The following is a 15,115-nucleotide window of genomic DNA, read 5'->3' as shown; positions in this document are numbered from 1 at the left end:
GGGCAAAAACAGCGCTACTGATTCTCTATCAACAGCGCTTCCAGCAGGTCCAGATCGTGCAGCAGCTTTTGCAGCGTTTCGTTGCTGATCTGCCGCGTGGCGCGCAGGTGATAAAGCTCGGCACGCTCTGAGCGCAGCGCCGCCAGGCGGAACCGGCGCTCCAGGTTCTCCTCCTGCAGCGAGCTTTCCACGTCGTTACGCCCGTCGGCCCGACGACGCAGGTTACCAATCACGCGGGAACTCACTTCCGTCAGCAGCTGATTATCGATGTTCTCTTCCGCATCCGCGGCCAGGCGTTCTTCCATTTTCTGGATGGCGACAATTGCCACTTCAGCGGTAGCCGCCCGCGCAATACGTTCTTCTTTATGCTGCTGGGTCGAATCGCCGACATCAATATGCTGGAGTAAAATCGGCAGCATAATCACGCCGACAAACAGTGAGAACAGAATGACGCCTGCCGCCAGGAATACCAGCTCGTAACGTGCCGGGAAAACATCTCCCGTCGGTAACAGCAGTGGAATAGAGAGCACACCAGCAAGGGTGATCGCCCCGCGCACGCCCGCAAACGAGGCAATCAGCAGCTCACGCGTTGACCATGAACCGAACTCCATCGGCTTTTTGGTCAGGAAGCGCACGCTGAACTTCTTCATCGTCCACAGCCAGCCAAAACGCACCAGCATCAGCGCCATGTAGATCAGCACGATATCGGTGAACAGCAGCCAGGTTTCAACATTCGGATCGGCCTCAGCCGCCACCAGCGAGGTCTCCAGAATGCCGGGCAACTGCAGGCCCAACAGCAGAAATACCATGCCGTTAAACACGAATTCGAGCATCGCCCAGGTGCTGTTGGCGCGCAGGCGCATCGCCAGCGGCGCGCGGCGCATCACGCCGGAGCGGGTGATGGTCATCCCTGCCGCCACTGCCGCCAGAATGCCCGACACGCCGATGTGTTCAGCAATCAGGTAGGAAGCAAACGGCAGCAGGAACAGCAGAACGATTTGCGTTGCAGGTTCATCACCGCCCCAGCGGCTGAGGAAGCGCAAGGAGCGACCGTACAGCCAGCTCACCACGAAACCAGCCAGAATGCCGCCAATCGCCACCTTAAAGAACTCCAGGGTCGCACCGCCAACGGTAAAGACCATGGTGCCCATGGCTACCGCCACGGCAAACTTCAGGGCCACCAGGCCGGAGGCGTCGTTCATCAGCGCCTCGCCCTGCAAAATGCCCATGATTTTCTTCGGAATACGGCCTTCGCCCACAATGCCGGAAAGCGCCACGGCATCGGTTGGCGACAGCACGGCGGCCAGCGCAAAGGCAGGGATTAACGGAATGCCCGGCACCATCCAGTAGATCAGGAAACCAATCCCGACCACGGTAACGACCACCAGCGCCAGCGCCAGACCGAAGATCTCTCGCCCGTGTTCGAGGAATTCGCGCGTGGGGGTTTTCCAGCCATCGGCAAACAGCAGCGGCGGGATAAACAGCACGAGGAACAGTTCCGGATCGAACTCAACGTGCAGGCCAAACGTCGGCCACGCCAGCAGCGCACCGATGGCAATTTGCATTAATGGCAGGGGAATTTGAAAGGGCAGTACGCGTGTAACCACCCCGGATAGCGAGACCACAAGGGTCATGATGAGTATTGTGAAGAAGATTTCCATGCGTTCCCTGTTTGCTGTGTTGCTTATAAGCCAAACCTAAGGCGTCGTGCCTTTTATTCTATCTTCTCCAGAGTAACGCAAAAGGCAACGGGATGAGTCCTGAAAATAAAAACGGGCGGCCTGAGCCACCCGTTTTCGCATCAATGGACAACTTAGATTGCCCAGCCGCCCGCGTAGAACGCTACCAGTGCGATAGCGATAACGACGGTGCCGATGTTCAGCTTGCGCCATTCACCCGAGACCAGACGACCAATCACCAGCGAGGCGAAACCAATCATAATGCCGGTCACGATGTTGCAGGTCAGCACGATAAAGACTGCGGTGATCAGGCCGGACATCGCGTCCACGAAGTCTGCAAAATCGATTTTCGCCACGTTGCTCAGCATCAGCAGGCCGACGTACATCAGCGCAGGTGCGGTCGCATAAGCTGGGACCAGATAAGAGAGCGGAGAGAGGAACAGGATCAGCAAGAACAGCACGCCGACGGTGATTGCCGTCAGACCGGTTTTACCGCCTGCCGCCGTACCCGCTGCGGACTCGATGTACACCGCCGCAGGCGCCGCGCCCACCAGACCAGAGAAAACGCTGCTCAGGGAGTCGGTCGTCAGCGCTTTGCCACCGTCGATAATCTGACCGTCTTTATCCAGCAGGTTTGCCTGACCGGCCACCGCGCGGATGGTACCGGTCGCGTCAAACACGGCTGTCATCACCAGCGCCAGCACGCTTGGCAGGATCACCGGGTTCAGCGCGCCGACAATATCCAGGCTGCCAATCAGGGAGTTGCCTTTGTCATCGCTCAGGGACGGCATGGCAAAGATACCGGAGAAGTGCACGGTCGGGTCGAAGATCAGGCCAACAATAGAAACGCCGATAATGGTCAGCAGAATGCCGCCCGGCACTTTCAGTTTTTCCAGACCGATAATCACCGCCAGACCAATCAGGGACATGATCACCGGGAAGCTGGCGAAGTGACCCAGCGCCACCGGCAGGCCGTCCAGCGGGTTTTTGATCACCAGGCCCACGCCGTTCGCGGCGATCAGCAACAGGAACAGGCCGATACCGATACCCGTACCGTGCGCCACGCCCTGCGGCAGGTTGCGCAAAATCCAGCTACGGATGCCGGTTGCGGAAATCACGGTAAACAGCACGCCCATCAGGAACACGGCACCGAGCGCAACGGGCACGCTGATGTGCTGACCCAGCACCAGGCTGAACGCGGTAAACGCGGTCAGAGAGATGGCACAGCCGATTGCCAGCGGCAGGTTCGCCCACAGGCCCATCACGATAGAGCCAACACCGGCCACGAGACAGGTGGCAACAAAGACAGCCGCAGGCGGGAAGCCCGCTTTGCCCAACATGCCCGGTACAACGATGACGGAGTACACCATCGCCAGAAACGTCGTCAGACCCGCAACGACTTCCTGACGCACGGTGCTGCCGCGAGCAGAAATTTTAAAGATGGCGTCAAGCGAACCGCCGGTACGCGCAGATGGCGTAGACATAGAAAACATCCCCTGAGAGTTTTTATAGAACGTCCATAAGCGTGGTGGAGACGCCACTGCCAGCTATAACGTCAAATCCATATCTTGCGTTTGCGACAAAAGGGGCGTCACAAAAAAAGCAAACGTTTAGCTCCGCGCTTACGAAACGGGTGGTCAAATTAAGGCAAACGATTATCTAGCCTAATCCCCGCCCTTTTCAACTGAACTTTCTCGTTTTTCGCTAAAATTCCCTTATGACGATGAAGAAATAAACAGACGATGCGCAAACGTTATCGTCTATGCGCAATTTAGTTACATTTCACCCTTCGCCAGGGATAGTGAGCGGCCCGCCCTGTTCCAGTGTTTTTTGCCAGCCGGGACGATTTTCGACCTTTTTCTTCCAGGCATGGGTATGCGGGAGGTTGTCGACGCCACCGCGCGCCAGCAGGGCAAAGATCGGGAAACTCATCTGAATATCGGCCATGCTGAGCGTGTCACCGGCAAACCAACTGTTCTCTGAAAGGTGCGATTCGATATAACGCGCATGGGTTTCCAGCTGGCGGTTGAGGTAAGCTTTTTGTACTCCCTGCCCCAGCGCTTTCCCCAGCGTGCGCATCCCAAACGGCACGGGAGGTTTGCCCAGGCTGTTAAAAACCAGCTTCATTAACAGCAATGGCATAAGCGAACCTTCTGCGTAGTGCAGCCAGAAACGATATTGCACCTTGTGGGCAGGATCCCGCGGTTTAAGGTGCGATTCTGCGTCGTAGGTTTCCTGGAGATATTCCAGAATGGCACCGGACTCGGCAAGGATCAGCCCATTGTCTTCAATGACCGGTGATTTGCCCAGCGGATGCACTTTTTTGAGAGACTCAGGCGCCAGCATGGTTTTTTCACGCTGGTAATGAACAATCTCATAAGGCAGGGCAAGTTCTTCCAGCGCCCAGATCACGCGGTGCGAGCGTGACTGGTTAAGGTGATGTACCGTGAGCATGATTGTCTCCTATAATTCATACTTTCTAACTATAGAAAATCGAACAACATCGCGAAAAAATTTTGGCTAAAAAGAAACCCTCCACGCTGGCGAAAATCGGGGTCTTGCATAGAATTAAAGTGTCAGCACAAACCGGAACCTCCCCAACTTGCTCGACATGAGGGGTGCTGATGTCGGGGGAAACCCTCCCGTGAACCAGCGGGATAGAGAGAAAGACAAAGACCGGGAAAAACTAAAGCGCCCTTTGTGGCGCTTTAGTTCTTTATTATGCTTTTTGCCGGGTGACGCTTCGCTTACCCGGCCTACGTTCTCGGTTTTGTAGGCCGGGTAAGGCGCAGCCGCCACCCGGCAAACCGTCCGCACATACTCAATCCTCCTCCAGCAACCGCGCGCCCGTTCCCTGCTCGCCCAGCCTGTCGCCGGGGTTACGCAACGGGCAGTCGCTGCGCGATAAACACCCACAGCCAATACAGCCATCCAGTTCGTCACGCAGCACGACCAGTGTGTGAATGCGTCGGTCCAGCTCTTCACGCCACTGGGACGACAGCTCTTTCCACTCTTTCGGGCTAAGCGTGTGTCCTTCCGGCAGCACGCCGAACGCATCGCCGATGGTGGCCAGGGGGATTCCGATTCGTTGCGCAATTTTGATAATCGCCACATAGCGGAGCACGTCGCGGGTGTAACGCCGCTGGTTTCCGGCATTACGGATACTCTTAATTAACCCTTTGCTTTCATAGAAGTGGAGCGCCGACACCGCAACGCCGCTGCGCTTTGCCACTTCACCGGGGGTTAAGAGCGCTTTAATTCGCGGCAATCTCTTTTCCATAAAACCTCTTTACCTCAAGTTAACTTGAGGAATTATACTCCCCCGCAGAGAAAACGACGAATCCACCAGGATAGATGTATCTACAGAGGGGCAACCTTATGTCGCATCAGCAAATTATTCAGACGCTTATTGAATGGATTGATGAACATATCGACCAACCGTTGAACATTGATGTGGTCGCTAAAAAATCGGGCTATTCGAAATGGTATTTACAGAGAATGTTCCGCACCGTCATGCATCAGACGCTGGGTGAGTACATTCGCCAGCGCAGACTGCTGCTGGCAGCGCAGGCGCTACGTTCGACGCAGCGGCCTATTTTTGATATCGCGATGGATCTGGGTTATGTCTCGCAACAAACCTTTTCCCGCGTGTTTCGCCGTGAATTTGACCGCACGCCGAGCGATTACCGCCACCAGTTGAATTAATGTGTATCAGTGCAAAGGTTGCTGCTGCCAGGCCATAAATTCCTGGGGCGGCATCGCTTTCGCGAAGTGCCATCCCTGACAATACTGCACGCCACGCTTCAACAGCCAGCTGACCTGCTCTGCCGTTTCCACACCTTCCGCAATCGTTTTAAGACGCAAACTTTGCGCCATCTCGATGATGTGCTCGGCAATCAGGTGGCTGGTGCTGTTGGTGGTTAAGAACCTATCCCAGAAGGGATTGTCAGAATGTCGTAACTGATAATTTCTGAAGGTGAAAAGATGACAGGCAGCAAATGGCGGATCAGCGATGAACTTTGGGAAAAAATGGCACCGCTTATCCCTGAGCACAAAACCTGCCATCCACTCGGTACGCACCGGAAACGCGTTGATAACCGCGCTGCCATGGACGCCATATTCTTCGTCCTCAGGACCGGTTGCCAGTGGAACGCCCTGAACGCCACCGGGATATGTTCATCGAGTTCTGCACACCGGCGCTTTCAGGAATGGCGCGATGCCGGAGTCTTCGAGCGCTTCTGGCAGAACGGTTTGCTTGCCTGCGGGCATCTGGACAGCATTGACTGGTCCTGGCTGTCAATGGACGGCTGTATCACCAAATCGCCGCTGTCAGGAACAAAAAAACAGGCCGTAACCCCACTGACAGAGGGAAACAAGGCGTAAAGCGCAGCCTTTTGACGGACGCCTGCGGGCTTCCTCTGTCGCTGGTTGTCTCAGCAGCGAACACGCACGACATCAAACTGGTTGCGGATACGCTCGATGCCCTTCAGACGGGTCGTCCGGGGCAAAAACTCAGACTCTGCCTGGACAAAGGTTACGATGCAGGCTGGCTGAAAACATATCTGCAGAGCCGCCGCTACGAGCCGCATATCCAGTCCCGTAAAGAAGAGTCAGATGCCAGTAAAAACACGGACTTCAAAGCCCATCGCTGGGTTGTCGAAAGAACTCATAGCTGGATGAATCGCTTTCGCCGGGTTCTGACACGATGGGAAAAGAAGACTGAAAATTACGAGGCCATGTTGCATTTTGCCTGTGGTCTTATTGTCTGGAATAAAGTCCTATTGAGATAGGCTCTAAGGTATCGATAAAGGATTTATCGATTTTCAGGATATCGACGTTCAGCGAATAAAGGTTATGCAGGTTGGAGTAACCGGTCCCGAAATCATCGATGGCCACTTCATAGCCCGCCTGACGGAAAGCCTGAATAACGGGTGTGGTTTTAGGAACATCGATAAACCCGCGTTCCGTCACTTCAATCTTTATCTGCTGCGCGCGCACCGCATAGTGTCTGGCCTTGTCTGAGATCATCGCAATCAGGCGCGAAGAGTGGAAATCAGTCGCCGACAGGTTAATGGAAATATAGAGATCGGGATGCGTCGCCAGGAAATGCCCCAGATCGCTGAACACCTCTTCGACGACGTAATCCGTAATACGTTCGCTCATGCCCTCTTTTTCCGCCAGCGGGATAAATTCCACCGGACTCATCACCTGTCCGTTAAAGCCAGGCCAGCGCAGTAACGCTTCTGCCCCCACGCACCGATTATTTTTAATATCAATAATTGGCTGATAATGGACGCAAAGCTGGCGCTTATTCAGCGCACGGTGCAGCAAACGGCCCGGGGAGTTGAGTTCACGGTGGGTGCGTGACCACATCAGCAGAATAATAATGCTGCAGATCATCCCCAGCGGCAGCGTCAGTGTGGCCTGGTGATAAAGCGTTTCATAAAAGCGTGTATTCGATGTGGAAACGATGGCTGCGATAGGACGTTTATCGGATTTAACGATGGTATAAAAACGGTCATCTTTTTGAAATGTCGATTCCTTATCCCGGATTAGCGCATTCAATAATGTAATATTGGCCTGCTGGCTGACGGAAAAGAATGCATTAGTTACCGTGTCGTATACCCCCCACGACAGAGAATGATCGGCTGACATCACTTCACTGTAAGAAAGCGGATTGACCACCACAACATAATTTCCGCGCTGCATGTATGTCATTTTATAGCCAGTAAAAAATGGCGTATCGCGATAATAATAGATGGCAATGTCGGGTTTACGTTTGTAATTGGCGACAGAAATCAGATAGGGCTGGTCGGGGGTAAAAACGGTTGAACAAAGAAAACGTTGGCCTTGTGCATAAATTAAATCGGCGACGAAAAGACGACCACGAACCACATTCAACATATATTGCCGGTGCTCAGGTGTACACAGTTTACCCTGATATTGTTCAGCGCCATCGCGTGCTAAATCAACCTGTTGAATGACAAGTTCTGTTTTGTCTAACGCAAGTCCAGCAAATGTGCGTAGTTGGGCGCTTGTTTCCGACACGGCTCTGAGCTGGGCAAACCATAGCGCAAGCATCACCGGTAGCATAACTACCATGATGATCCCTACCACCCTGAGCATCTTGCGCCGCGCGCTACGATTCATTTCCCGCCCTATATCCCTGCATGTTGTACGCCTGTAGTAATGAAGGCCGGATGCTTTGATAAACAGATGATTACGTTGCATGAATCATGCGAAGTTAGCAACCGACTTTTAGTATTAAAAATCTTAAAATTGCTTATGACGATAATATTTTCCCGTAAGCTAAACTGAAAGTATTCGTTCCGTTTCAATTAAGGAAAATAATTATCCACTACAGACGGGTAGTTTTAGATAGCACAACAGCGGATAGCTGATTAAACCAAAATTCTGGCCGCACGAAAAAAGAACAAGATGAACATGAAATTTCGTGATAATTGTTCCCCTCTGCTTTGTCGTTTGATTTATTAATAATCAAACGCAACCAGCATATTTTTATGACGGGCGTAAAAATAACGCTTCACTTCGCCAGTAAAATGGCTGACCAGACATGTCTCTTGCCCGAGTCACGCTCTCGCCGCACTTGCCCAGGCAGGCGTTGCGTTGAGGCGTCAGCCTCGCTGACAGAGATATATTCTCCATGGTGATAAATCGCCCATTTTTCCACGCCGTGAGACTGGCGAATAAAACAGCAAATGTGATATAGTTCACACATCTTGTGTAACGAGAAACATTGTTTCATTTCAGTTCGTCTGTTTTGTCGAGGATGGGTTTATGGCGACCATTACCACCAGCATGGTTCTCCTTCGCTGGCCATTGTTAAGTGCGGTTTTGATGTTTTTAGCCAGCACGCTGAACATTCAGTTTCGTAAATCTGACTACGCTGGCCTTGCGGTGATCAGCACCCTGCTGGGGCTGGGCGCAGCCTGCTGGTTTGCAACGGGCCTGCTTGGCATTACCCTGGTGGATATCGCTGCCGTTTGGGAAAATATAAAAGTGGTAATGGTGGAAGCCATGAGCCACACGCCGCCAGACTGGCCGATGGTGATTACCTGATCCCTTCATCAATAAAAAACCCAGACGATGTCTGGGTTTTTTGTTTTCACATCCGTTGATCAGAATGGAATGTCGTCGTCGAAATCCATTGGCGGTTCGTTAGACGGGGCCGGAGCAGACTGCTGCTGCGGACGAGACTGCGCGCCGCCGCTGAACTGGTTGCCGCCCTGCGGCTGCTGAGGCTGACCCCAACCGCCCTGCTGCTGGCTCTGTCCGCCACCTGCCGGTGCGCCACCGCCCTGACGGCCACCCAGCATCTGCATGGTGCCGCCCACGTTCACCACGACTTCCGTGGTGTACTTCTCAGCGCCGGACTGATCGGTCCATTTGCGGGTACGCAGCTGGCCTTCGATATAGACCTGAGAACCTTTACGCAGATACTCACCGGCCACTTCGGCCAGTTTGCCAAACAGCACAACGCGGTGCCATTCGGTCTGCTCTTTCATCTCACCGGTCGCTTTATCACGCCAGGATTCGGAAGTAGCCAGCGTAATGTTGGCAACTGCGCCACCACTCGGCATGTAGCGTACTTCCGGGTCCTGGCCCAGATTACCGACGAGAATCACCTTGTTTACGCCTCTGCTGGCCATGTTCGTGTCTCCTGAATACGTTTCTTAATAGTGTAAACGCGCGAGTGTACCATTTCCATGCTGCACTTTGATAGTTGCGTAGCACGTTCCAGAGTTCTCTCGCAACTCGACATTGTTACACAGCCAATCAGAAAATGCATTCCAATACTGTATATTCAAACAGGTTAAATTGTGTCATAATTAGCCGTTTCTGACAGCCGTTTGTCCTTCAAACAAATCAGGCAATCCGTGTTCCAACCGGGAAAGGTGAATGGATAAGATCGAAGTTCGGGGCGCCCGCACCCACAATCTCAAGAATATCAACCTCATAATCCCTCGCGACAAACTCATCGTCGTGACCGGGCTTTCGGGGTCTGGCAAATCCTCACTGGCTTTCGACACTTTGTATGCCGAAGGACAGCGTCGTTACGTTGAATCACTCTCCGCGTACGCGCGTCAGTTCCTGTCGCTGATGGAAAAACCGGATGTCGACCATATTGAAGGGTTGTCCCCTGCTATCTCTATTGAGCAGAAGTCCACCTCGCATAACCCGCGTTCCACGGTCGGTACCATTACCGAAATTCACGACTACCTGCGTCTGCTGTATGCGCGCGTAGGCGAGCCGCGCTGCCCGGACCACGACGTCCCGCTGGCGGCCCAGACCGTAAGCCAGATGGTGGATAACGTGCTGTCGCAGCCGGAAGGCAAACGCCTGATGCTGCTGGCACCGATCATTAAAGAGCGTAAGGGCGAGCACACCAAAACGCTGGAGAACCTGGCAAGCCAGGGCTATATCCGCGCCCGTATCGACGGCGAAGTGTGTGACCTGTCCGATCCACCCAAGCTGGAACTGCAGAAGAAGCACACCATCGAAGTGGTCATTGATCGCTTTAAGGTGCGTGACGATCTCGCCACGCGTCTCGCGGAGTCCTTTGAAACGGCGCTGGAACTCTCTGGCGGCACGGCCGTGGTCTCCGACATGGACGACCCGAAAGCGGAAGAGCTGCTCTTCTCCGCCAACTTTGCCTGCCCGATTTGCGGCTACAGCATGCGCGAGCTGGAACCGCGTCTGTTCTCCTTCAACAACCCGGCCGGTGCCTGCCCGACGTGTGACGGCCTGGGCGTACAGCAGTATTTCGACCCGGACCGCGTGATCCAAAACCCGGAGCTGTCGCTGGCGGGCGGTGCCATTCGCGGCTGGGACAAGCGTAACTTCTACTATTTCCAGATGCTGAAATCGCTGGCAGAGCACTACAAGTTCGACGTTGAAGCCCCGTGGGCGAGCCTGAGCCCGAACGTGCACAAAGTGATCCTGTTCGGTTCCGGTAAAGAGAACATCGAGTTCAAGTACATGAACGATCGCGGCGATACCTCCGTGCGTCGCCACCCGTTCGAAGGGGTGCTGCACAATATGGAGCGCCGCTACAAAGAGACCGAATCCAGCGCGGTGCGTGAAGAGCTGGCGAAGTTCATCAGCAACCGCTCCTGCGCCACCTGTGAGGGCACGCGTCTGCGTCGCGAAGCACGCCACGTGTTTGTTGAAAACACGGCGCTGCCGACCATCTCAGACATGAGCATCGGCCACGCGATGGACTTCTTCAACAACCTGAAGCTCTCCGGCCAGCGTGCGAAAATTGCCGAAAAAGTGCTGAAAGAGATTGGCGATCGCCTGAAGTTCCTCGTGAACGTCGGCCTGAACTACCTGACGCTTTCCCGCTCGGCAGAAACGCTCTCCGGCGGTGAAGCCCAGCGTATCCGTCTGGCGAGCCAGATTGGCGCAGGTCTGGTAGGCGTGATGTACGTGCTGGATGAGCCGTCCATCGGCCTTCACCAGCGCGACAACGAGCGTCTGCTCGGCACCCTGGTTCACCTGCGCAACCTCGGCAACACGGTCATCGTGGTCGAGCACGACGAAGATGCGATCCGAGCGGCTGATCACGTCATCGACATCGGCCCGGGCGCTGGCGTGCACGGCGGACAGGTGGTGGCAGAAGGGACGCTGAAGGATATTATGGCGGTGCCCGAGTCGCTGACTGGCCAGTTCATGAGCGGCAAGCGCAAAATTGAAGTGCCGAAACAGCGCGTAGCGGCAGATCCGGAAAAAGTGCTGAAGCTGACCGGCGCGCGCGGTAACAACCTGAAAGACGTCACCCTGACGCTGCCGGTTGGCCTGTTTACCTGTATCACCGGCGTGTCCGGTTCCGGTAAATCGACGCTGATCAACGATACGCTGTTCCCGATTGCGCAGACGGCGCTGAACGGCGCGACGCTGGCCGAGCCTGCGCCATACCGCGACATTCAGGGGCTGGAGCATTTCGATAAGGTTATCGACATCGACCAGAGCCCGATTGGCCGTACCCCGCGCTCTAACCCGGCGACCTATACCGGCGTCTTTACGCCCGTACGTGAACTCTTCGCGGGCGTGCCGGAATCACGTTCGCGCGGGTATACGCCAGGACGTTTCAGCTTTAACGTGCGCGGCGGTCGCTGTGAAGCGTGCCAGGGCGACGGCGTGATCAAGGTTGAGATGCACTTCCTGCCGGATATCTACGTGCCGTGCGACCAGTGCAAAGGCAAACGCTATAACCGCGAAACGCTGGAGATTAAGTACAAAGGCAAGACCATTCACGAAGTGCTGGATATGACCATCGAAGAGGCGCGCGAGTTCTTTGACGCCGTCCCTGCGCTGGCGCGTAAGCTGCAAACGCTGATGGACGTAGGCCTGACCTACATTCGTCTGGGGCAGTCGGCGACAACGCTTTCCGGTGGTGAAGCGCAGCGCGTGAAGCTGGCGCGTGAGCTGTCAAAACGCGGCACCGGTCAGACGCTGTACATTCTTGATGAGCCGACTACCGGTCTGCACTTTGCCGACATTCAGCAGCTGCTTGAGGTGCTGCATCAGTTGCGCGATCAGGGCAACACTATCGTGGTGATTGAGCACAACCTGGACGTGATTAAAACCGCGGACTGGATTGTCGATCTCGGCCCGGAAGGCGGCAGCGGCGGCGGTGAAATTCTCGTCTCCGGCACGCCAGAGACCGTTGCAGAGTGCGAAGCCTCGCACACCGCACGCTTCCTTAAGCCGTTGCTGTAATCGTCACACGGAGAGCTGCTGTCGGGTCGTTTCCGGCAGCAGCTCAACCGCCTGCTGATAGGACGCGTCCACCAGGTAGTAAATTTGCGACCCGGGAATGGAACCGTCGAGATACACCGTGCTCCAGTGCGCTTTATTCAGATGCTTGCTTGGCCTGACATCATCGTGCTGCTGACGCAATAAATCGGCCAGCTCCGGGCTGGTTTTCAGTGACGCCGCCGGACGGCCTTCCACCTCTTTCACCATCGCAAACAGCACATCACCCACCTTAATCTGCGTGGCTTTCCAGTCGCTGTGGACGCTTTGCTCTGCGCCCGGCTTGCTCATGCAGTACTGAAGTATCTCCGAAATTGTCATCTTTGCTCCCCTGTGAATGGGTTAAACGCGAATTGAGTATCTGCCTCTTTAAGTGTGTAGCAAGACGACAAAAGGTAAACCCGGCAGGCCTGATTTGTTCAAAAAACCAGCATAACTCAGTATTCGGAATTAACAATCACCTCTTCGCCAAATTTCCCGGCCATCGGCAGCGGCCGATAGGTCGAGTTAGAGGCGCGTAATACCCTGATCCCTCTGGCTCCTGCATCGTGCGCGGCGGTGATGTCGTTATCAGAATCACCATAAAACACTTTGATATTTTTCTGTTCCAACCACTGGGTTTTGGTGTTTTGCCCTTCTTTATCACCCGCAAAAATTACCGGGTTCATGCTGGCAGCCGGGATCATGAAATCATCCTGGAGCGTCTTTGAAACGGTTTCCGTTTTGGTCTGGCTCCGTCCGGTGACAAAGTAAATGCTGTCGCCGCGCTTAACGTGCATGGCGATCAGCGAGCGAGCCACCTCTTTCGGGATGCTGAATTCGTCCCAGCCGTTGTTCATTTTTTCCCAGAACTCCGGGTTCTTCAGATACGCTTCGCTGTCTGGCGACCAGGTTTTTTTGCCTCGCCAGAAGCCCGGACTCGAGAAGAGGACGGTATCGTCAATGTCGAAGCCAACGGCCATCGGCGGACGGCCTACCAGACTGTTTTCGATTTGTGCCACAGAGACCCAGTGAATGGGTGCCTGCTCGGCAAGAATGGCGGCGGTGGTACCGGTGTAAAGTGGCGTCGGTGCAGAAGCACGCGCGACGACGGCGCTATTAAGCGAGAACAATAAGCAGGCGGCGCTGAGCGCCAGTGTGATCTTGCGCATATTTTCCCCTGAATATTCAGTTTGTTATCGTTTTAATTTGAGCGGATGGTCAAAAAACTATCCGACCATAACCCCAGCGGGAAGTGAAGGGAAGGAGTTTTTGCTTATGAGGCTGAATAAAAAGAAGACGATCACAAAGCGAGACATCGACCTGAGCAGCCTGATGCCCTCACCCAACCCTCTCCCCCAGGGAGAGGGAGAACCACCCAGCCCGTAGGCCCGGTAAGCAAAGCGCCACCGGGCGATTAGGCTGCACGGCGGCCTGCTCCACCCTTCTCCCTGAGGGAGAGGGATTGTAAGTGAGTACTTACATTACAGCGGCAAACGCCTGCGCTACGCGCTGGACATTGCTGGCATTCAGACCCGCCACGCACATACGACCGCTGGCGATCAGGTAGACGCCGAACTCTTCGCGCAGGCGATCGACCTGCGCCGCGCTCAGTCCTGTGTAGCTGAACATTCCGCGCTGCTTGAGCAGGTAGTCGAAGTTATGCCCCGGCACGGCCTCTTTCAGGACGTTAACCAGCTCCTGACGCATCGACAGAATGCGCTTACGCATTGCTTCCACTTCAGCAAGCCAGGACGCTTTCAGCTTTTCGTCACCGAGAACCGTCGCCACCACCTGCGCACCAAAGTTTGGCGGGCTGGAGTAGATGCGGCGCACCGTTGCTTTGAGCTGACCCAGCACGCGACCCGCCGCTTCGGCGTCTTCACACACCACGGACAGACCGCCCACGCGCTCGCCGTAAAGCGAGAAGATTTTGGAGAAGGAGTTGCTAACCAGCGTTGGCAGCCCGGCGCTGGCCACGGCGCGGATGGCGTAAGCATCGTCTTCCATGCCCGCACCAAAGCCCTGATAGGCAATGTCGAGGAACGGGATCAGGTTGCGGGCTTTCAGTACCTCAATGACCGCATCCCACTGGGCATGGGTGAGATCCGCCCCGGTCGGGTTATGGCAGCACGGATGCAGCAGAACAATACTGCGCTCAGGCAGCGTGTTCAGTTTTTCCAGCAGTGCTTCAACGCGCACGCCGTTGGTTTCGCTGTCGAACCATGGATAGGTCGCCACTTTGAAGCCTGCACCCTCGAAGATCGCGACGTGGTTTTCCCACGTCGGGTCACTGACCCATACGCCTGAATCCGGGAAATATTTTTTCAGGAAGTCGGCCCCCACTTTGAGCGCACCCGAGCCGCCCAGCGTCTGGATGGTCGCCACGCGTTTTTGCGCGAGCACCGCGTGATCGGCACCAAACAGCAGCGGCGCGATGGTATTGCGGTAGGCATTTAGCCCTTCCATCGGCAGATAAAGAGAGGCACCGTGCGGAACAGCGTTCAGACGCGCTTCCGCTTCAGCAACGGCCTTCAACTGAGGAATGATGCCATCCTCGTTGTAATACAGACCAATACTGAGGTTCACTTTGTCGCTGCGAGGATCTTCTTTGAAACGCTCCATTAAGGAGAGAATAGGGTCGCCGGCATAGGCGTCAACTGTCTGAAACACGCGAT

At 55.0% G+C, this 15,115-nt stretch carries 12 protein-coding genes and 2 pseudogenes; 4 read left to right on the top strand and 10 right to left on the bottom strand.

Translation table 11 applies throughout. The annotated features are described in order from the left end of the window. Nucleotides 1–14: 14 nt before the first annotated feature. From EXW94_RS14965 to soxR, 4 genes are all read right to left on the bottom strand, one after another. The gene (locus EXW94_RS14965; protein ID WP_042719168.1) at nucleotides 15–1,661 is read right to left on the bottom strand and encodes a Na+/H+ antiporter; all 1,647 of its coding nucleotides are present in this window, start codon (nucleotides 1,659–1,661) and stop codon (nucleotides 15–17) included. A 152-nt stretch (nucleotides 1,662–1,813) separates the two neighbouring features. Further along, nucleotides 1,814–3,163 (bottom strand): guanine/hypoxanthine transporter GhxP, encoded by a 1,350-nt coding sequence (ghxP, locus tag EXW94_RS14960; RefSeq protein ID WP_042719170.1) that lies wholly within the window; start codon nucleotides 3,161–3,163, stop codon nucleotides 1,814–1,816. A gap of 298 nt (nucleotides 3,164–3,461) precedes the next feature. Further along, the gene (locus EXW94_RS14955) at nucleotides 3,462–4,133 is read right to left on the bottom strand and encodes a glutathione S-transferase family protein (RefSeq protein ID WP_109492559.1); all 672 of its coding nucleotides are present in this window, start codon (nucleotides 4,131–4,133) and stop codon (nucleotides 3,462–3,464) included. Between the two features lie 367 nt (nucleotides 4,134–4,500). After that, nucleotides 4,501–4,959, bottom strand: coding sequence for a redox-sensitive transcriptional activator SoxR (gene soxR, locus EXW94_RS14950; protein WP_089598624.1), 459 nt, complete (start codon nucleotides 4,957–4,959; stop codon nucleotides 4,501–4,503). 98 nt (nucleotides 4,960–5,057) lie between these two features. Between soxR and soxS the strand changes: the two genes are divergently transcribed. Next, on the top strand, nucleotides 5,058–5,384 hold the full coding sequence (gene soxS, locus EXW94_RS14945) for a superoxide response transcriptional regulator SoxS (RefSeq protein ID WP_013095071.1): 327 nt from the start codon (nucleotides 5,058–5,060) through the stop codon (nucleotides 5,382–5,384). Nucleotides 5,385–5,390: 6 nt separating this feature from the next. On the opposite strand, the pseudogene EXW94_RS14940 reads toward soxS, so the two are convergent. Then, nucleotides 5,391–5,603: pseudogene (locus EXW94_RS14940) on the bottom strand (EAL domain-containing protein); the annotation flags it as partial. A 60-nt stretch (nucleotides 5,604–5,663) separates the two neighbouring features. Here EXW94_RS14940 and EXW94_RS14935 point away from each other — a divergent pair. After that, nucleotides 5,664–6,469 (top strand): IS5 family transposase gene (locus tag EXW94_RS14935; protein ID WP_174339605.1). Its coding sequence is split into 2 segments (ribosomal slippage): nucleotides 5,664–6,014 and nucleotides 6,017–6,469, totalling 804 coding nucleotides; the frame shifts between segments, so codons are not numbered across the junction. 4 nt (nucleotides 6,470–6,473) lie between these two features. Here EXW94_RS14935 and EXW94_RS14930 read toward each other — a convergent pair. Then, nucleotides 6,474–7,829, bottom strand: a pseudogene (locus EXW94_RS14930) (EAL domain-containing protein); the annotation flags it as partial. 648 nt (nucleotides 7,830–8,477) lie between these two features. Between EXW94_RS14930 and EXW94_RS14925 the strand changes: the two are divergent. Further along, on the top strand, nucleotides 8,478–8,759 hold the full coding sequence (locus EXW94_RS14925; protein ID WP_003860282.1) for a YjcB family protein: 282 nt from the start codon (nucleotides 8,478–8,480) through the stop codon (nucleotides 8,757–8,759). 59 nt (nucleotides 8,760–8,818) lie between these two features. Here EXW94_RS14925 and ssb1 read toward each other — a convergent pair whose 3' ends face one another. Then, entirely contained in the window at nucleotides 8,819–9,349 is a 531-nt protein-coding gene (ssb1, locus tag EXW94_RS14920) for a single-stranded DNA-binding protein SSB1 (protein ID WP_023310055.1), read from the bottom strand. A 250-nt stretch (nucleotides 9,350–9,599) separates the two neighbouring features. Here ssb1 and uvrA point away from each other — a divergent pair, with 250 nt between their 5' ends. Next, the gene (gene uvrA / locus EXW94_RS14915) at nucleotides 9,600–12,422 is read left to right on the top strand and encodes an excinuclease ABC subunit UvrA (protein ID WP_108418088.1); all 2,823 of its coding nucleotides are present in this window, start codon (nucleotides 9,600–9,602) and stop codon (nucleotides 12,420–12,422) included. Nucleotides 12,423–12,425: 3 nt separating this feature from the next. Here the strand turns inward: uvrA and EXW94_RS14910 are convergent, their stop codons facing one another. The 3 genes from EXW94_RS14910 to tyrB all read right to left on the bottom strand — a co-directional run bounded on the left by EXW94_RS14910 (nucleotide 12,426) and on the right by tyrB (nucleotide 15,110). Further along, nucleotides 12,426–12,779 (bottom strand): MmcQ/YjbR family DNA-binding protein, encoded by a 354-nt coding sequence (locus EXW94_RS14910; protein WP_023310053.1) that lies wholly within the window; start codon nucleotides 12,777–12,779, stop codon nucleotides 12,426–12,428. Between the two features lie 116 nt (nucleotides 12,780–12,895). Beyond that, on the bottom strand, nucleotides 12,896–13,609 hold the full coding sequence (gene aphA / locus EXW94_RS14905; RefSeq protein ID WP_174340400.1) for an acid phosphatase AphA: 714 nt from the start codon (nucleotides 13,607–13,609) through the stop codon (nucleotides 12,896–12,898). Between the two features lie 307 nt (nucleotides 13,610–13,916). Next, nucleotides 13,917–15,110, bottom strand: coding sequence for an aromatic amino acid transaminase (tyrB, locus tag EXW94_RS14900; protein ID WP_174340399.1), 1,194 nt, complete (start codon nucleotides 15,108–15,110; stop codon nucleotides 13,917–13,919). Nucleotides 15,111–15,115: the final 5 nt, after the last annotated feature.

Source organism: Enterobacter sp. JMULE2 (genome assembly GCF_013337145.1).
Lineage (GTDB): Bacteria > Pseudomonadota > Gammaproteobacteria > Enterobacterales > Enterobacteriaceae > Enterobacter > Enterobacter mori.
Note: the sequence above shows the minus strand (reverse complement) of the source record. Positions and strands in the feature narration are given on the sequence as shown.